Source organism: Paenibacillus sp. FSL L8-0663 (assembly GCF_038008125.1).
Classification (GTDB): Bacteria; Bacillota; Bacilli; order Paenibacillales; family Paenibacillaceae; genus Paenibacillus; species Paenibacillus polymyxa_D.
Map to the genome: position 1 here is coordinate 4872485 of NZ_JBBOYM010000001.1, position 22371 is coordinate 4894855.

Annotated in this window: 5 protein-coding genes; all 5 read right to left on the reverse strand. The window is 57.6% G+C overall.

The window, feature by feature from the left end; genetic code table 11:
• Nucleotides 1–139: 139 nt before the first annotated feature.
• The 5 genes from MKY75_RS21565 to MKY75_RS21585 all read right to left on the reverse strand — a co-directional run bounded on the left by MKY75_RS21565 (nucleotide 140) and on the right by MKY75_RS21585 (nucleotide 22299).
• The gene (locus tag MKY75_RS21565; protein WP_340886499.1) at nucleotides 140–1873 is read right to left on the reverse strand and encodes an ABC transporter ATP-binding protein; all 1734 of its coding nucleotides are present in this window, start codon (nucleotides 1871–1873) and stop codon (nucleotides 140–142) included.
• The gene (locus tag MKY75_RS21570; protein WP_340886502.1) at nucleotides 1870–3696 is read right to left on the reverse strand and encodes an ABC transporter ATP-binding protein; all 1827 of its coding nucleotides are present in this window, start codon (nucleotides 3694–3696) and stop codon (nucleotides 1870–1872) included. Before MKY75_RS21570 ends, MKY75_RS21565 begins: the two co-directional genes overlap by 4 nt.
• Nucleotides 3686–6994, reverse strand: a complete 3309-nt coding sequence (locus MKY75_RS21575) for a non-ribosomal peptide synthetase (protein ID WP_340886504.1) — start codon at nucleotides 6992–6994, stop codon at nucleotides 3686–3688. Before MKY75_RS21575 ends, MKY75_RS21570 begins: the two co-directional genes overlap by 11 nt.
• Before the next feature lie 154 nt (nucleotides 6995–7148).
• Nucleotides 7149–22181: an amino acid adenylation domain-containing protein gene (locus MKY75_RS21580; protein ID WP_340886506.1), complete on the reverse strand. Its 15033-nt coding sequence runs from the start codon at nucleotides 22179–22181 to the stop codon at nucleotides 7149–7151.
• The gene (locus MKY75_RS21585; protein ID WP_340886507.1) at nucleotides 22174–22299 is read right to left on the reverse strand and encodes a hypothetical protein; all 126 of its coding nucleotides are present in this window, start codon (nucleotides 22297–22299) and stop codon (nucleotides 22174–22176) included. The genes MKY75_RS21580 and MKY75_RS21585 overlap by 8 nt, the downstream gene beginning before the upstream one ends.
• Nucleotides 22300–22371 lie beyond the last annotated feature (72 nt).

Sequence of the window (22371 nt, forward strand, 5' to 3'; positions counted from 1 at the left end):
CCCGGAACGGCTCCATCGGACTCTTCCTCATTTTTTGTGTCTACGTTTTCTGGTAACTACCGGTTATAAAGTCATACCTTGGATTACTAAAAGACTCTGTCGCATTCGCGAGCAAGAAGCCGCCCGCCGTAAAGCGGGTCTAGCCGTACAGCCGGGCGTAAAAACCTCCGAGCGCCAGCAGGTCCTGATGGCGGCCCCGCTCGACGACCGTCCCTTGGTTCATGACGGTAATCAAATCCGCATGTTCCACGGTGCTGAGTCGGTGGGCGATCAGAATGGTGGTGCGCCCCTTCATCAATACGTTCAAGGCCTGCTGTACCCAATGCTGGGATTCGTTATCCAGCGCGGAAGTCGCTTCGTCCAGCAGCAGAATCGGGGCGTTTTTGAGAATCGCCCGTGCGATCGCAATTCGCTGCCTTTGTCCGCCCGACAACGACGCTCCTCTCTCTCCCACCGGCGTTTTATACTGTTCAGGAAGTTCCTGAATGAAATGGTGAGCGTACGCCGCTTTGGCCGCTTCGATCACTTCTTCATCCGTTGCATCCGGGTTGCCGTAGCGGATGTTTTCCTCAATCGTGCCGGTAAACAAGAATGGCTCCTGCGGAACGTATGCAATCTGCCTGCGGATTTCGTCCAGCGTGTAATGGCCGAACGGTTTGCCTTGGAGCAGGATTTCTCCGCTGTCCACAGGATAAAAGCCGAGCAGCAGCTTGATCAGCGTACTTTTGCCACTGCCGCTGGCCCCCACGATAGCGGCGACCTGGCCGGGAAACACCTGCATGGAGATGTCGACAAGCACCTTTTTATCCGCCTGATAGGAAAATTCCACATCGCGAAACTCCACCGCAGCCTCCGACACGAGCTCGCTGTGAGGAGATCCCAAACGCTCCGGTTCCTCTTCCTCTCTTAGTACCTCTTGAATCCGGTGAGCGCCTGCGAGCGAATTTTGGGTCATCGACAGAACCATCCCCAAGTTCAACAAGGCGTGCGTCAGATTCACTTGCAGAACCGCCAGGGCAGCGACGCTTCCCATTCCCATCAGTCCGTAGGCATAAAGAAGACTGCCGATGACGATGATGCCGCAGAACGTGACGTAGCTGATAAAATGATTCACCGCAGCCTGCATGCCGTTCTTCTGCGCGGTTTGCCGAAGCGTCTGCGTCATTTGTTCGTTCAACGCCTCGTACTGGCCGTAAATCGTACGGATGCGGAACAGCTTCACAATTTGAATGCCGCCCATAAAATCTTTGAATTTTTCGGTCATTTTACCGAGCGTTTGCAAGCCTTGTTCGGACAAGGCGCGAATATCCCGCGCAAATTTTAGGCTGACCACGGAGGACAGCAGCAGAATGACGAAGGATACGCCAGCAAAACGCCAATCGATCAACACCATGGAGACAATGGAGCCGATGCAAAAGACAACTTGAAGCAGCAAAACGAAGTAAACCTGCGAGAATGTAAACTCAACGGTCGTTACGTCGTTGTTCACCCGCGACAGCAAGTCCCCATGGTGCGTCTGCTCCAGGAATCTCGGCCGCACCCGGCACAGCTTGTCATAAAGACGTTCGCGAATATTCAGCACAGTCAGCTCGACACTGCGCTGGTATAAGTAAATGAACCAGGGAGAAATCACATTTTCCAGAAACAAGGCCGCGCCCAAAATAATAAAGGCTTCCACCATCAGGGACGTATCTCGGGCCACGGCGAAATCAACCAAGTTATGTACGACCAAGCTGAAGGCGATCAGGAACAATGTCTGGGTGAGCGCCGTCACGGCCAGGCCAATGGCGTACTGGGTTTTGCGCTTGCGGTTCATAAACATCAGCAAGTAGCCGAGTTCTTTCACTTGCGAGAGCCATCCGCCCTTTTTCATGTGTACGCCACCTCCCTGCGTTCGGCAGACTCGGTAAATTCCTGATAGTACGATTGGGCGTACAGTCCCTTCATCTTCAGCAATTGTTCATGAGTGCCCTTTTCAACAATACTCCCCTGTTCCATGACCCAAATTTCGTCGGCGTTTTGTACTGTAGAAAGCCGGTGGGCAATAATCATCGTCGTTCTCTGCTTCATTAATACGCCCAGCGCTTCCTGAACCGCGCTTTCCGACTCCGGATCAAGAGCCGACGTTGGCTCGTCCAGCAGCAAAACGGGAGCATCCTTCAGGAAAGCCCGGGCCATTGCAATGCGCTGGCGCTGCCCGCCGGACAAAAACCCTCCGCGCTCTCCGACATACGTCTGGTAGCCGTCGGGAAGCTGCATAATGAAAGAATGCGCCTGAGCGGCTTTGGCGGCTTCGATAATCTCGTCCATCGACGCTACTTCCCGCCCGTAGCCGATATTTTCAGCGATCGTGCCGCTAAACAAATATGAATCCTGGGTTACCACGGAAAAATGCGACCGAAGCTGCTCCGGATCGGCGCCGTGGATCAGGCTGCCAAACACGCGGATCTCGCCCTGGTCCTCCGGAAGCGGATAAAAGCCGTATACAAGCTTAAACACCGTGCTCTTCCCTCCGCCGCTCGCTCCGACAAGCGCGATCGTCTTCCCTTCCGGCACCGAGAAGCTAACATTCCGCAGGATCGGGGAGCTCTCCTCATACCCGAAGGTCACGTTCTGAAACTCGATGGGGGCGGCGCTCGTTTTCGGAAGCGAACGGCCATTTTCCGTTTCGGTCGGCTGCTCGACGATTTCGGAGACCCTTCTCAGGGCACCGGTCATTTCGAACGTCCGCGTGATGAGCTCGGGAATATGCTCCAGCGGTTCCAGACACAGATTCAGCAAGTACAGGAAGGCGATCAGCTCTCCGGCGCCTAGCTGCCCTTTGTAGATCAAATAGCTTCCGTAACTGACGGCGAAAATGATCGGGCTGATCATCAGCGTGGAAAGCAGCGGGTTGACCCAGGCTTCCCGCTTTTTCACGGCCAGCTTTTTTTGGGCCGTCAATTGCAGCAGCACTTGGTAGGAGCGAGATAACATGCCGGATAGCAGGTAGCTTTTTACAATAGGCATACCCCCAAGCGTATCCTGGAGGTTGACGTTCATTCGGCCCATGTTCGCCTGGGCTTCCTCCGTCAACCGCTCCAACTGCTTGCCGATCCATTGGGAAACCAGCAGCGCTACGGGAAATAACAGCAGGCTGTACAGCATCAGCTCCCATTGGAGGTAGATCAAATAAGCGAAACAGCCGATGAACAACAGCGGATGATAAAACCACTGGGCGAGGTCCCGAATCATAAACTGCTGGATGAGTTGCAGGTCGTTGTTGATCCGCGACAATACGTCGCCGGAGTGCTGCTTTTCTAAATAGGAGACCGGGAGTTTACCGATATGACGCATGACATGGCTGCGGATATCCTGCACCGCAGAGGCGCTGCTTCGCTCCACGCCGAAGCTCATGAAAAACTTCGCCGGCACACCGATCAAAATGACCACAAAGACCGCGTACACGATTTGCAGAACGATTGGCCCCGCCCCCTTCTCGGCCTGGGTGGTCAGCTGCTCGATCAAACTTCCCGTCCATATCTCAATAACGGCGGCGGCAATCGCGGACAAGACACCGACGATCATCCAGCCTTTGTGACGGCTTACATAGGACATCAGCCAGCGGAACGCTTTCCAGGCTGCGTAAGCGGTTTGGCGCTTGGAAGGCGCCACTGTGCCTTGTTCTAGAACAGACGGCTGGCGGTCAGCTTCCATGCAGTACCCCGTCCTCCGCTTCGATCTGCCGCTTGACTTGCTCTAAGATGTCCCGGATGACGACGGCCGTTTCGTCCACGCGCACGAGTTCCAGCAATTCCTCGTGCGCGCCCTCCAGCCGGTAATCGGCGTAAGCTTGCGTCGTTGCCCCCCGCCAGGAAGGCAATTGGTGCTCCAGGCGGAACGCTTCGCTGTCCTTCGCAATCAGTTCGTAAATCCGGGCCGGGATCGTGCCGGAATTAATGAGCTGCGCTTCGTACGCCAAGGTCGCTTTGACCTTCCGATGAACCCGCTCCCGCACGAGCGGGCTGCTCATTAATTCCTTCTCTTCTTCGTCGAAATCGGCAAGCGTTTCTTCAAGCTCTTTCTCCGACGTTTCGGAAGGCGTCAGCGTGTGCTTAATCCACGAGTCCACCATTAGCACGTCTGTTACGGAATACCCTCTTTTCTCCATCGTTTTGGCTACCTCGAACGTCAGGTTTCCTCCGAAGCAGTAGCCGAGCAGCACGTAAGGCCCTTCCGGCTGGATGCGGACGATCTCGTCCACATAACGGTTCAGCATAGCCTCGTAATCGACGGCATCGTCGATAAAATCAATGCCGTAGAGCACGAACCGGCCGTCGAGCCTGCTTGCGAGCTCTCGGTAACCGATGCCGAAGCCGCTGCCCGGAGGAAAGCAGAACACGTTCAGATTTCCTACTTTATTCAGCTTAATGAAGGAGTCTCCCCCTCTATCCAGGCCCAGGTCCCCCTCTCCGAAAGCCATGGCTTCAACTGTTACATTATGGAATTGGCGGTTTAGCGGTATCTCGATGCCCGTTTCATCGTAAACGGCTTGAACGAGCCTCATCAGACTTAACGAATTGCCACCCAACTCAAAAAAGTTATCCTTTACGCCGACCTGCGGAACGCCAAGCGTATCCTGCCAGACGCGGGCGATCTTCATTTCGAGCAGCGTTCTCGGCGCGACATATTCCGCTCCTCCGGCCGCGGCTTCCTCCGGCGCGGGCAGCGCTTTGCGGTCGATTTTCCCGTTCGGGGTCAGCGGCATCCGCGAAAGCTGCACGAGGTGCGAAGGAATCATATACCCCGGAAGCTGCTTGGCGAGCTCCTCCTTGAGTTCATGCGCCGCCAGCCTCGTTTCCGCGACGTAGTAAGCGACAAGCTGCTTTTGGCCGTTCGCGTCGTCGCGGTCGAGCACCTTGGCTTCTTGCACGGTGGCGATCTTCAGCAGCTGCGTCTCGATTTCGTCCAGTTCGATCCGGTACCCGCGGATTTTGACCTGGTGGTCGATCCGGCCCAGGTATTCGATGTTGCCGTCCGGCAGCCATGCCGCCAAGTCGCCCGAGCGGTACAGTTTCTCCCCCTCCGCAAACGGGGAATCGACGAACTTCTCCGCCGTCAGATCTGGACGGTTCAGATATCCTCTCGCAAGGCCTTCCCCGGCCACGTACATTTCGCCCGCTACGCCAATCGGCACAGGGCGGCGGTTTTCATCCAGGACGTACACCCTCAGCGTCGGGATCGGCTTGCCGATATTGCTCTTCGCCGCCTCCATTTCGACCCACGTGATTTCCTTATACGTCACGTGAACTGTCGTCTCGGTAATGCCGTACATATTGATCAGCTTCGTCTCCGGGTACTTCGTCTTGTAGCCCTTGAGCTGCAGCGGACTGAGTGCTTCGCCCCCGAAGATGACGTTGCGAATCCGCAGATCGTACGGATGGTCCGCCAAGACCTTGCGCAGCAACTGGTAGAAGTACGTTGGCGTCTGGTTCAAAATGGTAACCTGTTCGCGGCCTAGCAGCGCCAGGAAATCAGCCGGATTTTTCGCCGTCAGCGGCGGTACGATGACCAGCTTGCCTCCGTACAGCAGCGCTCCGTACATTTCCCAGACGGAGAAATCGAAGCAGAACGAGTGGAACAGCGTCCACGTGTCGGACGGCCCGAAGTCGAACAGGTTCTTGTCGTTGAACAGGAGCCGCACTACGTTCTTATGCTCGATCAGCGTTCCTTTCGGTCTGCCGGTCGTTCCCGACGTGTAGATGACATATGCCAGGTTGAGCGGCCCGGAAATCGGCTCCAGGTTCGAAGCGTCCAGCGCACCTTCGGAGTCCACCCCTCTGTCGCCCCAAACGAAATCGTCCAATTCGAGGCGCGTTCCTGCGAAATCGGTCTTCTCGTGCAGATGCTTTTGAATCAGCAATAACGGCGCGCCCGAATCCTCGATCATGAAGCGAATGCGCTCCTCCGGGTAGTCGGGATCGACAGGCACGTATGCTCCGCCCGCTTTGAGAATCGCCAGAATGCCGACGACCATATCGAGCGAGCGTTCGGCCAGAATCGCTACCAGCTGGTCCGCTTCTACTCCCGTCTCCCGCAGCTTCCGCGCAAGGCGGTTGGATCGCTCGTTCAGCTCGCGGTAGGTCAGCTGCCGCTCGTTCATGACGGCCGCCACGTTGTCCGGGTAAAGCTCCGCCTGTTCTTCGAACAAGCCGTAAATCGTTTTCCCCCGCTCGAACCCGGTCTCGGTGTCATTAAATCGCTTCAGCAGCGTCTCCCTCTCGTCTGGGGACAGCACATCGGCTTGTCCGAGCTCCAGATCCGGCTGAAATAAAAGCACGGACAGCAGCCGAACAAGATGGTCGGCCGCCTGTTCCACAAATGCCCGCTCGTACCGCTGCCCGTCAAAGCTTATTTCCAGCTCGATGGAGTGGTTTTGGCGGTCGAAGCGAAAAACCGTATCGGCCGCCACCCGGTTACCCAGCGGTTCCGGATGAATCGGGGCGAAGGATGCGACGGTGTTGACGACCGGGAGGCCGTCCCCCGTATAGTCCAGATGGAGCGGCTCCACCATTTTCCGAAAAGGCAGGTGCTGATGCTCCAGCGCCTCGCCGATGGAAGCTTTGATGCCCCCGAGCAGCGTTTTCAGCGTAGTCTGGCGGCTTACGGACGTCTTGATCACCAAGATGTCATGCGGCGGCGGAGTCCCGTCGGGGTCTGCGCTATAAGAAGGCATGCCGACCAGCACTTGGTCCCGCCCGGTATATTTGAACAGCAGGCTTTTTACTCCTGCCAAAACAATCATGTACAAAGCCAAATCCGAACCGTTGGCGAGGCAAATGATTCTCTCCGAGAGTTCGCTCGGCAGAGTACGGTGAAGCAAACCCGGCTCGGCCACAGCTTCCCCGTCGGCGTATAATTTGGAGGATTGACTGTAGGGAAGGAAGCTCAGGCTGTCATCGGCGTCAAACTTGCCGCTCCAGTACCGTTCTTCCTTTTCAAACAAAGATTTCATTTGTACCTCCCCTAAAAATGAAGTGACCGCATGCCCCGGCGCAGGTCCGAAAAAGCATGCTTTCGGCCTGCGCGTTTACGGGCTTGGACGTTGTTCGCCGTCTTCCTTGGGATGCGCGCCGCTTTCGCTTGACGGCGGAGGCGCGCTTGTAGGATTAGAATGCGAATTCGATCGTATCGACGGCACTCTTTGCGCCTGCCGCCGGTTTATGACATTCAATCCGGCTTAACTCGAGTTGTGGATTTTCCGCAATTTGAGACAGTACCCGCAGGTAATCCTCGGTCAAGGTGCGGATCATCGCTTCTTTGAACAGCTTGGTGGCGTAGAAGAAGCCCCCGCTCAGCGCCCCGTTGTTTTCATACATAAACAGCGTCAGATCGAACTTCGCTTCTTCCAAATGGTCAAGCTCGTAAGTCTTCAGGCTGACCCCTTCCAGCTCGGCGTCTCGTTCTTCGATATTTTGCAAGTCGAAAACGGCATCGAACAGCGGGAAGCGGCCCGGCTCCCGCTTCACATTCAAACGCTCCACCAGATCCTCGAATGGATAATCCTGGTTCTCGAAAGCACCCAAAGCCGTTTCCTTCACTTCTTCCAGGTAGGACAAGAACGTTTTGTCGCCCGACGGACGATTGCGGATCGCCAGCGTATTGACAAACATCCCGATGACCGGTTCCAAATCGGCGTTCGTTCTTCCCGCCACCGGGGTACCCACGACCAAGTCCTCCTGCCCGCTGTACTTGGACAGCAGCACGGTATAAGCCGCAAGCAGCACCATGAACAGCGTGCTTTCACGCTCGGCCGCCAATTCGCGCAGCCGCGCAGAGAGAGAAGCTTCGACGTCGAACTCCAGATGCGCGCCTTCGTAGCTGCGAGCCGCAGACCGTTCGTAGTCCATCGGCAGGTCCGCCGTCGGCAACTCGCCTTCGAAGGTTTGCAGCCAGTACGCTTCCTGCCGCCCAATCCGCTCTCGGTGGGCCTTCGACTGCTGCCAAACGGCATAATCCTTGTATTGAATGCGCAGTGGCGGCAGTTCTTCCCCGGCGTAGAAACTCGAGAACTCATCGATCACAATCGCCATCGATACGCCGTCGGACACCATATGGTGCATGTCGAAAAGGAGAATATGCAGGTTCGGCTCCAGCTCGATGACCCCGGCGCGCAGCAGCGGCGGCTTGCCGAGATCAAACGGACGAACGAAGCTGCGGACGATCTGCTCGATTTGAGCCGCATCCTCTTTATCCGCTTGATGACGCTCGATAGCAAAATCGACCTGCGGGTAAATCCGCTGAACCGCTTCGGCCTTCACGATTTCAAAACCGGTGCGCAGCGATTCATGCCGTGTTATCAATTTCCGCAAGGCGGCTTCCAACCGGTCTAAGTCAAACTCGCCTTCCACCTGCACCAGCTCCGGCATGTTGTAAAGCTGATCCGCTCCATCCAGCGTGTGCTGAATGAACAGCCGTTTCTGCGCGGAGGACAGAGGGTAGTACTCTCTCTCCTCCGCTTGAGGAATGGCCTCATGCTCCCGCCGTTCCATCCGGGCGATCGCCTCGGCCATCGCCGCAATCGTCGAGTGACGGAATACGTCGCGCAGCGGCAGGTTGACGTTTAATTCCTTAAATACCTTGCCCGCCAGCGTCGTCGCCCGCAGGGAGTGGCCGCCGATGTCGAAGAAGTTGTCGTGAACGCCAATCTCCTTCGCAAGCCCCAGCACCTCCTGCCAAATCGCCGCCAGCTTCGTTTCCAGCTCATTGCGCGGTGCGATGTACTCCGTTCCGCTTCCCGCTTCCCCTTCCGGCGCCGGTAGCGCCTTCCGGTCAATCTTTCCGTTCGGCGTCAGAGGCAGGCGCTCCATCTCCACGAAGTACGACGGGATCATGTACCCCGGCAGCTCCTGCGCCAGCGCGCCGCGCAGATCGTTCACTGCCAGCTCCGCTCCGGTATCCGGTGTGTAATACGCGCATAGCGCCTTCTGCCCGTTCGCGTCACTTCGAACCAGCACCACCGCTTCGCGCACGCCTTCCACCCGCAGCAGCTGCGACTCGATCTCGCCCGTCTCGATCCGGTAGCCCCGAATTTTCGCCTGGTTGTCGATCCGGCCGATGAAGTCCACGTTGCCGTCTTCCATCCACCGCGCCAAGTCACCCGTGCGGTACAACCGCTCGCCCGCGGCGAACGGGCTGTCTACGAACTTCTCTTCTGTCAGCCCCGGACGGTTCAAGTACCCGCGAGCTACCCCGACTCCGCCGATAACCAGCTCGCCCAGCACCCCGACCGGCACCGGATTCAGGTGCGCATCCACGATGTAGAATTTCGCATTCAGCCACGCTTTGCCGATCGGCACATGGCCTGTCTGCGGCAGCTTCGTCAGCGGCTCGTCGTAGAAACTTGAGTCGATCGCCGCTTCCGTCACGCCGTATGCGTTGATGATCCGGAACAACGAGCCGAAGCGTTCCTGCAAGGTCCGGTAATCCGCCACGCTGCAGCTGTCCGAGCTCGTGATCAACAGCTCCATCCAGCTCATATCCAGCCGCTGCTCGTGCACGTACTCCAGGAACGGCACGATCAGCGCCGGCGTCGATTCGAAGATGGTGACCCGTTCCCGCTCCATCCAGTGGTGCAGACGAGACGGATCGATCCGGTCGTCCTTCGGCACAATCACCATCGTGCCTCCGTTGTACAGCGTCCGCGCGATATCTCCCACGAACACGTCGAACGAGAAGCTTGCGAGCTGCAGCAGCCGCACCGGGAACTGATCCAAGCGGTATTCCCGCTGGTAGCCCGCCGCCGTGTTCACCAGGCTGCGGTGCTCGATCATCACGCCCTTCGGCTTGCCCGTCGTTCCCGACGTATAGATCACGTACGCCAGATCCTCCGGACGGGCTTCATGGAAGCTGTCGGTGCCAACATGCTGATGGCTCTCATCGCCGTCGTCCACCGCATCCGTCAGCTTGCCGGAGACTATGCCGGAGCCAATCGGCGCATGCGCCCGCTCCTCGCTGTACGACGCTTCGTCGTCCAGGTACAGCACCGCCGCCAGCGCCCGCTCCTCTTCGCCAAGCCAGGTTTCAGCACGCTCTCGCAGCGCCGTTTGCGTCAGCAGCACCTTCGCTCCGCTGTCTTCAAGCATGAACCGCACGCGCTCCGCCGGATAATCCGGGTCGAGCGGCACATACGCCCCGCCCGCTTTCCAGACGGCAAGCACGGCCACCAGCAAGTCCACCGAACGCTCGGCGAGAATGCCGACGATCGTCTCCCGGCCGATGCCGCTTGCGCGCAGCGTAGCCGCCAAGCGGTTCGCCCGCTCGTTCAGCTCCGCATACGTCAGCCGGTCGTTCTCGTACACGACGGCCGCCTCTTCCGGCGTGCGCTCCGCCTGTTCCTCAAACAGCCGGTGGAACGCGGCCGCAGGAGCCGCTTCCGGCTGCGCCGGGTTGAACGCGCCGATAATTTGTTCTTTTTCCTCTGCCGTCAGCAAGTTCAGCTCGGCAATCTTCGCATCCGGACGGCTTACGATCGTTTCGAGCAGCTGCTCGTAATGTTTCGCCAGCCGTTCGATCGTCTCCCTTTTGTAGAGAGCCGTCGCATATTCGAAGCTGTAATCCAAGCCGCCGTTCTCCTCGCCCACATCCAAGCTGATATCAAACTTCGCGGTATCTAATACGCTCGGATAAGGAATCAGGCGAAGCCCTTCCAGCTCAAATTCCTCGTTTTCCGTATTCTGCATCGTAAACAGCGTGTCGAAGAGCGGATTGCGGCTTAAATCACGGGTGACTTGCACCTTGTCCACCAATTCTTCGAACGGATAGTTTTGATGCTCGAAGGCATGGAGGGTCGTTTCTTTGACTTCGTTCAGGTATGACAGGAATGTCTTTTCCGAAGCCGGATAACTGCGGATAGCCAGCGTGTTTAAGAAAATCCCGATCAACGGCTGCACATCTCCATGATTCCTTCCGGCAATCGGCGTACCGACGATCACGTCTTCCTGACCTGAATATTTATGCAGAAGGACGTTATACGCCGCAAGCAGCACCATAAACAGCGTCGTGCCCGTTTCCGAGGCCAGCTGCTTCAGGCCGTCGGTTTTCGAAGCGTCGAAGGAAAACTCCAGCGTTTGGCCTTCGTAGCTCTGCACGGCCGGACGCGGATAGTCGGCCGGCATTTCCAGCACCGGCAGCTCGCCTTGGAACATGTCCAGCCAGTACGCCTCCTGACGCTGAAGCCGTTCTTTCTGCTCCTGCGAATGCTGCCAAACGGTGTAGTCTTTGTACTGAATGCGCAGAGGCTCCAATTGCTCGCCGCCGTACAAGCGGACGAATTCTTCAACAAAGATTTCCATCGAGACGCCATCGGAAATAATATGATGCATGTCGTACATTAGAATATGATGTTCCGGAGCCAGCTCGACAAGGCCTACCCTCAGCAGCGGAGGCTTCGCCAAGTCAAACGGACGGACGAAACGGCGAACCATCTCTTCGGCCTCTTGCTCATCCACTCGATAGAACTCCACGGCAAAATTCACGTCCTGGTAAATCCGCTGCGATGCTTCGCCATCCACCATTTCGAACCCGGTGCGCAGCGTTTCATGCCGCGCCACGAGCTTACGGAACGCTTCTTCGAACCTTGCCCGGTCCAAAGCCCCCTCCAGCAGCATCGCTTCCGGCATGTTGTAGCTAAGCTCCGCGCCTTCCAGTTGATTCAGGATAAAGAGACGTTTTTGAGCAAAAGATTGCGGGTACACCTCTCGGTCATCCGCCACCGGAATGGCAACGAATGTCTGCTCATCCAGCCGGGAAATGGCGGCGGCCATGCTCTCAATGGTGGAATGGCGGAACACGTCGCGCAGCGGCAGATCCACGCTCAATTCTTTATGAATCTTGCTGACCAGCGTCGTCGCCCGCAGGGAGTGACCACCGATGTCGAAGAAGTTGTCGTGAACGCCAATCTCCTTCGCAAGCCCCAGCACCTCCTGCCAAATCGCCGCCAGCTTTGTTTCCAGCTCATTGCGCGGTGCGACGTACTCCGTTCCGCTTCCCGCTTCCCCTTCCGGCGCCGGCAGCGCCTTCCGGTCAATTTTTCCGTTCGGCGTCAGAGGCAGGCGCTCCATCTCCACGAAGTACGACGGGATCATGTAGCCCGGCAGCTCCTGCGCCAGCGCGCCGCGCAGATCGTTCACTGCCAGCTCCGCTCCGGTATCGGGTGTGTAATACGCGCATAGCGCCTTCTGCCCGTTCGCGTCACTTCGAACCAGCACCACCGCTTCGCGCACGCCTTCCACCCGCAGCAGCTGCGACTCGATCTCGCCCGTCTCGATCCGGTACCCCCGAATTTTCGCCTGGTTGTCGATCCGGCCGATGAAGTCCACGTTGCCGTCCTCCATCCACCGCGCCAAGTCTCCCGTGCGGTACAACCGCTCGCCCGCGGCGAACGGGCTGTCTACGAACTTCTCTTCTGTCAGCCCCGGACGGTTCAAGTACCCGCGCGCCACTCCGACTCCGCCGATAACCAGCTCGCCCAGCACCCCGACCGGCACCGGATTCAGGTGCGCATCCACGATGTAGAATTTCGCATTCAGCCACGCTCTGCCGATCGGCACATGGCCTGTCTGCGGCAGCTTCGTCAGCGGCTCGTCGTAGAAACTTGAGTCGATCGCCGCTTCCGTCACGCCGTATGCGTTGATGATCCGGAACAACGAGCCGAAGCGTTCCTGCAAGGTCCGGTAATCCGCCACGCTGCAGCTGTCCGAGCTCGTGATCAACAGCTCCATCCAGCTCATATCCAGCCGCTGCTCGTGCACGTACTCCAGGAACGGCACGATCAGCGCCGGCGTCGATTCGAAGATGGTGACCCGTTCCCGCTCCATCCAGTGGTGCAGACGAGACGGATCGATCCGGTCGTCCTTCGGCACAATCACCATCGTGCCTCCGTTGTACAGCGTCCGCGCGATATCTCCCACGAACACGTCGAACGAGAAGCTTGCGAGCTGCAGCAGCCGCACCGGGAACTGATCCAAGCGGTATTCCCGCTGGTAGCCCGCCGCCGTGTTCACCAGGCTGCGGTGCTCGATCATCACGCCCTTCGGCTTGCCCGTCGTTCCCGACGTATAGATCACGTACGCCAGATCCTCCGGACGGGCTTCATGGAAGCTGTCGGTGCCAACATGCTGATGGCTCTCATCGCCGTCGTCCACCGCATCCGTCAGCTTGCCGGAGACTATGCCGGAGCCAATCGGCGCATGCGCCCGCTCCTCGCTGTACGACGCTTCGTCGTCCAGGTACAGCACCGCCGCCAGCGCCCGCTCCTCTTCGCCGAGCCAAGCTTCAGCACGCTCTCGCAGCGGCGTTTGCGTCAGCAGCACCTTCGCTCCGCTGTCTTCAAGCATGAACCGCACGCGCTCCGCCGGATAATCCGGGTCGAGTGGCACATACGCCCCGCCCGCTTTCCAGACGGCCAGCACGGCCACCAGCAAGTCCACCGAACGCTCGGCCAGAATGCCGACGATCGTCTCCCGGCCGATGCCGTTTGCGCGCAGCGTAGCCGCCAAGCGATTCGCCCGCTCGTTCAGCTCCGCATACGTCAGCCGGTCGTTCTCGTACACGACGGCCGCCGCTTCCGGTGTGCGCTCCGCCTGTTCCTCGAACAGCCGATGGAACGCCGCCACAGGAGCCGCTTCCGGCTGCGCCGGGTTGAACGCGCCGAGAATTTGCTCTTTTTCCTCTGCCGTCAACAAGTTCAGCTCGGCAATCTTCGCATCCGGACGGCTTACGATCGCCGCAAGCAAATGTCCGAAATGAGTCGACAGCCGCCGGATCGTGCTTTCTTTATAAAGAGCCGTTGCGAATTCAAAGCTGCACTCCAGGCCGCCGTTTTCTTCCGTAACATCCACACTCAGGTCGAACTTGGCCGTGCCGTATTCGCTAGGGTACGGGGACAATTTCAGCCCTTCCAGCCCAAACTCTTTGTCCTCCAAGTTTTGCAGGGAGAACATCGTGTCAAACAGCGGGTTGCGGCTCAAATCCCGGCTGACCTGCACTTTATCGACGAGCTCTTCGAACGGATAATTCTGATGCTCGTAAGCGCCTAAGGTCGTTTCTTTCACTTCTTCCAGATACGACAGGAAGGTCTTCTCCGAAGCCGGATAATTGCGGAGCGCCAGCGTATTAACGAACATTCCGATCAAAGGTTGCGTGTCTCCGTGCGTTCTGCCCGCAATCGACGTTCCGACGATCAAATCGTCCTGACCTGTGTATTTATGCAAAAGCACGGTATATGCCGCAAGCAGCACCATATACAGCGTCGTTCCTCTTTGAGCCGCCAGTTGCTTTAAGCCTTCGTTCGTTGCCTCGTCCACGAAGGACGTCAGCGTTTGTCCCTCAAAGCTCTGCACGGCAGGACGCGGATAGTCCGTCGGCATTTCCAGAACCGGCAGCTCGCCCCGGTAACGGTCCAGCCAGTAAGCTTCCTCGCGTTTCAACTGCACTTTTTGCTCGTCCGACTGCTGCCATACCGCATAGTCCTTGTATTGAATGCGCAAAGGCTCTAATGACTCGCCACCGTACAGACGAACGAGTTCCTCGACTAACACGTCCATCGAAACCCCGTCGGAGACGATATGGTGCATGTCGAACATCAGCAAATAACGTTCGGCTGCCAGCTCTACAAGCTCCGCCCGCAGCAACGGAGGCTTCGCCAAGTCGAAAGGCCGGATGAAGGCCTGCACGACTTCAGGCGCTTCTTCCTCGCTCGCATGACGGTACTCGACAGCAAAGTCGACGCTCTCGTAAATGCGCTGTATTGCTTCGCCTTGTACGATCTCAAAGCCGGTTCGCAGCGTTTCGTGCCGTGCGATCAGTCCCCGGAAAGCCTTCTCCAGCAGGCTCCGGTCAATCGATCCTTCCAGCAGCAGCACGCCCGGCATGTTGTAGCTCTGATCGGCCCCTTCCAGCTGATTCAGGATAAACAGCCGCTTCTGAGCCGAGGAAAGCGGATAATATGCTCTTGCGCCTGCCCGCGGAATCGACGAGAACAATTGCTTTCCGATCCGGGAGATGGCAAGAGTCATCTCTTCGATTGTCGAGTAGCGGAATACGTCGCGCAACGGAAGTTCGACGTTCATTTCCTTCTGAATCTTGCTGACAAGGTTCGTCGCCCGCAAGGAGTGGCCTCCAAGCTCGAAGAAATTGTCCAGGACTCCAATGCCGGAGTAGCCCAGTACTTCCTCCCAGATCTTCACAAGCTGGGACTCCGTCCGGTTACGCGACGCTACGTATTCGACGCCCGTTTGTATGCCGCCTTGCGGCTCCGGTAGCGCTTTGCGGTCCACTTTGCCGTTGGTCGTCAGCGGCATGCGCTCCAGCTGCACGAAGTACGACGGGATCATGTACCCCGGCATTCCCTGGGCCAGCGAGGTTCTCATTTCGCTGACCGTCAGCGTTCGGTCCGCCACAAAGTAGGCGACAAGCGCCTTCTCGCCCTCGCCGTCCTGACGGGCGAGCACCACCGCTTCTTCCACGCCCTCGACGTTCAGCAGCTGCGTCTCGATTTCGTCCAGCTCGATCCGGTACCCGCGGATCTTCACCTGATGATCGATCCGGCCCAGGTATTCGATGTTGCCGTCCGGTAGCCAAGCCGCCAAGTCACCCGAGCGGTACAGTTTCTCCCCCTCCGCAAACGGGGAATCGACGAACTTCTCCGCCGTCAGATCCGGACGGTTCAGGTATCCTCTCGCAAGGCCTTCCCCGGCCACGTACATTTCGCCCGCTACGCCGATCGGCACAGGGCGGCGGTTTTCATCCAGGACGTACACCTTCAGCGTCGGGATCGGCTTGCCGATATTACTCTTCGCCGCCTCCATTTCGACCCACGTTATTTCCTTATATGTCACGTGAACAGTCGTCTCGGTAATGCCGTACATATTGATCAGCTTCGTCTCCGGGTACTTCGTCTTGAAGCCCTTGAGCTGCAGCGGACTCAGCGCTTCGCCCCCGAAGATGACGTTGCGAATCCGCAGATCGTACGGATGGTCCGCCAAGACCTCACGCAGTAGCTGGTAGAAGTACGTTGGCGTCTGGTTCAAAATCGTGACCTGTTCGCGGCCCAGCAGCGCCAGGAATTCGGCTGGACTTTTCGCCGTCAGCGGCGGTACGATGACCAGCTTGCCTCCGTACAGCAGCGCTCCGTACATTTCCCAGACGGAGAAATCGAAACAGAACGAGTGGAACAGCGTCCACGTGTCAGACGGCCCGAAGTCGAACAGGTTCTTGTCGTTGAACAGGAGGCGCACGACGTTCTTATGCTCGATCAGCGTTCCTTTCGGTCTGCCGGTCGTTCCTGACGTGTAGATGACATATGCCAGGTTGCCCGGCCCGGAAATTGGCTCCAGGTTCGAAGCGTCCAACGCACCTTCGGAGTCCGCCCCTCTGTCGCCCCAAACGAAATCGTCCAATTCGAGGCGCGTTCCTGCGAAGTCGGTCTTCTCGTGCAGATGCTTTTGAATCAGCAATAACGGCGCGCCCGAATCCTCGATCATGAAGCGGATGCGCTCCTCCGGGTAGTCCGGATCGACAGGCACGTAGGCTCCGCCCGCTTTGAGAATCGCCAGAATGCCGACGACCATATCGAGCGAGCGTTCGGCCAGAATCGCTACCAGTTGGTCCGCTTCTACTCCCGTCTCCCGCAGCTTCCGCGCAAGGCGGTTGGATCGCTCGTTCAGCTCGCGGTAAGCCAGCTGTCGCTCGTTCATGACGGCGGCCACGTTGTCCGGGTAAAGCTCCGCCTGTTCTTCGAACAATTGAACGAGCGTCTTCTCGCGCGGAAATTCCGTGGTGGTGTCGTTAAAACGTCCGAGAAGGTCGGCCTTTTCCGCCTCCGTCACAAGTTCCAGCTCGCCCACTGTAATTTCCGGGTTATCCGTCACCTGCTCCAGCAGATGGACGAGATGCCCCTTGAGCCGCTCGATGCTGTCTTTATCGAACACTTCGGCGTTAAAGTCAAACCGGATTTCGATTTCGACTCCCGGCACCACGGTCACGTTGAAGTTATAGTTCGTCTGCTCCTCCATCTGAACGTCAGCGATCGTCAGGTCGCCGTGCTGCTGGTCGCCCGCCTGCTCCATCTGCTCGTCCACCGGATAGTTCTCGAAAGCGATGATATGGTTGATCAGGTTCTGCTTTTGCACGCTGCGGGCTTGAATTTCATACAACGGATAGTAATCATAACGCCCGGACTCCAGCGCCCACTCTTGGAGCTTCGCCATCAGGTCGGCGAACACGGTGTCCGCTTCGCTCGTGACGCGGACCGGCACCGTATTGATGAATAGCCCGATCATGGACTCGATACCCGGGATTTCCGCCGGTCTTCCGGCCACGACGCTGCCGAATACGGCATCGTTTGTTCCGTTATATTTTTGCAGCATAACGCCCCAAGCGGCTTGCAGCAGCGTATTGACCGTAACCAGGCGCTGTTTCGCCACCCGGTCCATCCGCTCGCTCAAGTCCTTGCCCAGCTCGGCGGTGACGTGATCAGCCGTAAATCTGCCGTTCGGCGCCGGTTCCTTTTGTCCCGGGAGTACGGTTTGCCCTTCATAACCTGCCAGGAATGCCGTCCAATAGCCGGATGCCGCCTGATCGTCCTGTTTCTCCAACCATTCGATGTAAGCGCCATAATCCGATCCCTTATCTCCCGCTGGCTGCTTGCCGGATGCCAAGGCCGAGTACGTCTCAAACAGCTCCTGCGTCAGCTGCGGCAGGCACCAGCCGTCCATCAAAATATGCTGGAAACTCCACAGCACATGATAGCTTTGCTCTTCGGTGCGCAGGATCGTAACCCGAACGAGCGCGTCATGTTCCATGTCGAAGCCGCGAAGTTTGTCATCCTCGGCCTTTTTATCCAAATACGCTTGTTTCTCGTCCGCCTGCAAATGAAGCAGCTCTTCATATTCAAAGCCGACCGGCTTGTCGCGGTATATGATTTGCAGCGGCTCGCCCGCCGGTCCTTGCACAAAATTCGCCCGCAGCACCAAATGACGTTTCGCAAGTTCCGTCCAGCTCCTCTCGAAAAGCTGGACGTCGAGTACTCCCCTCATCGTAAATCGCGTCTGCTCGAAGTAAGCGGCCGTTTGCCGGTCAAGCGCGCTGTGGAACCACATGCCCTTCTGCATCGGCGTAAGCGAGTAAATATTTTCGATTTCCCCGAGATGGCCCGAGCGCTGGGCGATTTGCTCTAGTTCGGCGATGGTCAAGCCTTTAAATTGCACGTCGCTAGGCGTCAATTCGGTATTTTCTTTGCCTGCGCAGTGGATAATGAGCTCTCGTAGACTTTGCTCAAGCCGCTGAGCGAAGGCTTCCATCGTTACCTTGTGATACTGCTTCCGGCTGTAGCTAAGATCAAGCGATAAAGCGCCGTCCAGCACCATGCCGTTGATATCCAGCACAAAGCTGCGGGCCTGCCGGTCGCTGGCCGGGCTGCCGCCGGAATAAGAAGATATACCGATCTCGTCCTGGTTGACATCATCGTCGAACTGGCCGAGGTAATTAAAATTAATTTCCGGCTCTGCGCCCCAAACAAAGCCATCCTCCGATTTGGAGAGATAGCGGCATATGCCGTACCCAAGCCCTTTGTTCGGAATGCGGCGCAAACTTTCCTTGACCTGTTTAATCTGATAGGCCAAATCCCGGTCGGTTTCCGGCTCTAGGACGACCGGAAACTTGGTCGTAAACCATCCGACTGTGCGCGTGATGTCGATATCCGTTCCGATCGGTTCGCGTCCGTGTCCTTCGAGATTGATCCGCACCCGTTCGTGTCCCGTCCACTTGCGAACGGCTATGCCGAGCGCCGTTACCAAAATATCGTTCATTTCGGTGTTGTAGGCCCGGTGAACCCGCTTCAGCAGCAGCTCCGTTTCTTCGGGAGTCAAACGCACGAACAGCGATTCGCTGTCCTGCTGCGTCGTAACGTCCGCCTCCAGATCCTTCGGCACGGCCGGAACCGCAATTTGTTCCACGGCCTGCCAATAGGCCCGTTCCTTCGCCATCTCCGGGCTTTGCGCGTAAGCGGCCAGCTGCTCGGACCAAGTGCGGTACGCATCCGTTTTGGCCGGGAAACGAATTTCCTCGCTTTTGCCGGCCTGCTCGTAACCCAGAGCGAAATCCTCCATCAAAATGCGCCAAGACACGCCGTCCACCACGGCATGATGAACCGCGAGCAGCAAATGATCGCCGTCCGCGCACCGGAACAGTCCCGCCTTCACGAGGGGCCCGTTCTCCAGATCGATGCCCGCTTGAATGTCCGTTGCCTTCGCTTCCACAGCCTGCGCGGTATTCTCCGCATCCTTGAAGTCGAACACGTCCAGCGCAAACAGCCCGCCTTCCTGAATCGCGCGGGTCCGCGCGCTAAACCCTTGTTCCGTCTTGCGGAACACCATCCGCAAGGCGTCATGATGCTCGGCCAGCTTTTGCAGCACCTGACGCACCGTCTCTTCGTCGAAGCGTTCCTTCCGGTACAGCATCACCGACTGGTTGAAATGATGCGGGTCCGCAAAGGAGCTCCCGAAAAACCAATGCTGAATCGGTGTCAGCTCCGTTTCACCCGTTATTTCACCTTGATCGATGGTACGTCCGATCGGTTTCACATGCAGGCTGAGCTGTGAGATAGTCGGATATTTGAACAAATCCCGGATTTCCAGCTTGTACCCGGCTTGATGAAGCCGCGAAGATACTTGAATGGACTTGATCGAGTCTCCGCCCAGCTCGAAGAAATGATCCGTTACCCCAACGCGATCGGCGTTCAATACCGCCTGCCACACATCGGCAAGCGTCCGCTCCGCTTCATTGCGGGGAGCTACGTACGCGCCGCCGGTCAGTGCGTTTCCTTCCGGGGCGGGCAAAGCCTTGCGGTCGATTTTGTCGTTCGGCGTGAGCGGCATCCGCGGAAGCTGAACAAAATGCGCCGGAATCATGTAATTCGGCAATTTTTGCGCCAGCTCGCTTCTCAGCTCGCCGAGCGTAAGCGGGCGGCCCGCGACCAGGTAAGCGCACAGTTCTTGCCCGCTTTTGCCTTCCCGTGCGATTACGATCGTCTCCTGCACGGAGTCGATCTTCAGAAGCTGCTCTTCAATCTCGCCGATCTCGATCCGGAATCCACGGATTTTCACCTGATGGTCAATCCGGCCCAAGTACTCAATATTTCCGTCCGGCAGCCAGCGGGCCAAGTCGCCCGTCCGGTACAGTCTCTCTCCGGGCTCAAACGGGTGTTCGATGAATTTCTCCGCCGTCAGATCCGGCCGGTTCCAATATCCCCGGGCGAGGCCGACGCCCGCGATGCATAATTCTCCCTCCACTCCGATAGGCGCTAGCTGATTCTGTGCGCCCAGTATATACAAGCGATGGTTCCAGATCGGACGTCCGATCGGTATCGCTCTGCGTTCGGTGTCATACGTAGACGCCGCCCACACGGATGTGGCGATCGAGGCTTCCGTCGGACCGTACGCGTTATAGTACTGTACCTTGTCTTTCCACTGCTGCACGAATTCTGCTGAAACGGCGGAGCCCGCCGTGATGAGCCTGCTCAGACTCGGCAGGCGGTCTGAATTCAAATAAGCCGCATAAGTTGGCGGCAAAGTGGCGATCGTAATTGCATGCTCGTTCATGAAACGTTCGAACAGCTGATCATCCAAAACCGTCTCGGTTGACGGTATATATAAGGTCGCCCCGAAATACAGGGCGTTGAACATCTCCCAGCACGACGCATCGAACGATAGGCTGGCGAATTGCAGCACTCGATCCTGTTCGGTCGTGTGAAGCGTATGGGCAAACGTCAGTTTCAAGCTGACCAGCCCGCGATGCTCCAGCATGACCCCTTTGGGTTTGCCCGTCGTACCTGATGTATAGATGACATAAGCCAGATCGTTCGGACCGCTGGCCGGCTCCAGGTTCGAGCCATCGTCGCTGTAGGCCTGCTCGTCATCCAGCGCCACCACGGTCCCTTCGAACGGCACCTGCAGCAGCAGCTCCCTTTGAGTCAGCAGCAACTGCGCGTTCGAGTTCTCCAGAATGTAGCGGATGCGTTCTTCCGGGTATTCCGGGTCGATCGGCACGTAGGCACCGCCAGCTTTCAGAACCGCCAGAATGCCAACGACCGTCTCCAGCGATCTCCTGGCCATCAAGCCTACCAGCTGATTGGGCAGCACCCCGACCGATCGCAGCGTCCGCGCCAGCCGGTTCGCCCGTTCATTCAGCTCCGCGTACGAAAGCCGCCGCCCCTCAAAGACAACCGCCGTCGCTTCGGGCACCCGCTTCGCCTGCTCCTCCACGAGCTGATGAATCGTCCGATCACGGGGATAGTCCTTCTCGGTATCGTTAAAGCTTTGCAGCAATTGAAATTTCTCGTCCTCCGACAGCATGTCCGCCCGCACGATGTCCAGCTCCAACTCGTGAAGCCCCACGGCCAGCAGGCGATTCAGATGGCCGACGACCCGAGTCATGAACTCGGAGTCATATAAGTGCTCGTTATATGACAGCGCTAGCTGTATCGTCCCGCCGGTTAAGCTGAATTCAAAGGAACAATCCGTGACCACGTTTTGCCCGATTTCGTCCAGATGCAGCTCCTTAAGAGATACTAGCGTATGGATGACGGGTATCCCGTCTGCATATTGCAGGTCCAGCTTCTCCGCCATTTTCAAGAACGGAATATGTTGGTGCTGAATCGCTTCCGGCAAGGAAGTCCTCAGCTCGCTCAGAAGCGTTTTAAAAGTCGCACCCACCGAAAGCGAGTTTTTCAAAATGACCGTATGATTAACGGATCGGCGCGTCTCCGTCGGTTTCCGTACAACCGGCATGCCGACCAGAATGTCAGAAGCGCCTGTATATTTATGCAAGAGCGACTGAACACCGGCGAGCAAAATCATAAAAGTGGCCAGCGGAGCGCCCTTGCTCATTTGAAGGACGCGCTGCGCCACTTCCTCCGAAAGCGAACCGCCGACGGTTGTCATAATGGGCGCCAGGGAGCTTGGAGCTTTGCTGTAAGGCAGCCGCGTCAAGGTATAATCGTCGCTACCGAATTTTTCGTTCCAAAACAACGTTTCTTTTTCAAAAGCCATCTGGATCGTTCCCCTTTCTTCATCGGCAAAAGCAATCCGGCGGAGCATATGCCGCAGCAACGCTCCAGCCTCGCTCCCCGCCTTTTCAAACATGTGACAACAATGTCAATGGCTCTCGCCAAGTCACCGCTTCGCTTGCCCGGTTGATCGCATGCGGCAATCCTCTGCCTAGCAGCTGTCCCGCTCGGCTCCCATGCGTGAAAGACAACAAAGAGCATCGTTCTATGCAAGAGATGCGGCTGCTTCCGGCTCCTCTGCTTCAATATGCTTGCTGCGGACGAGC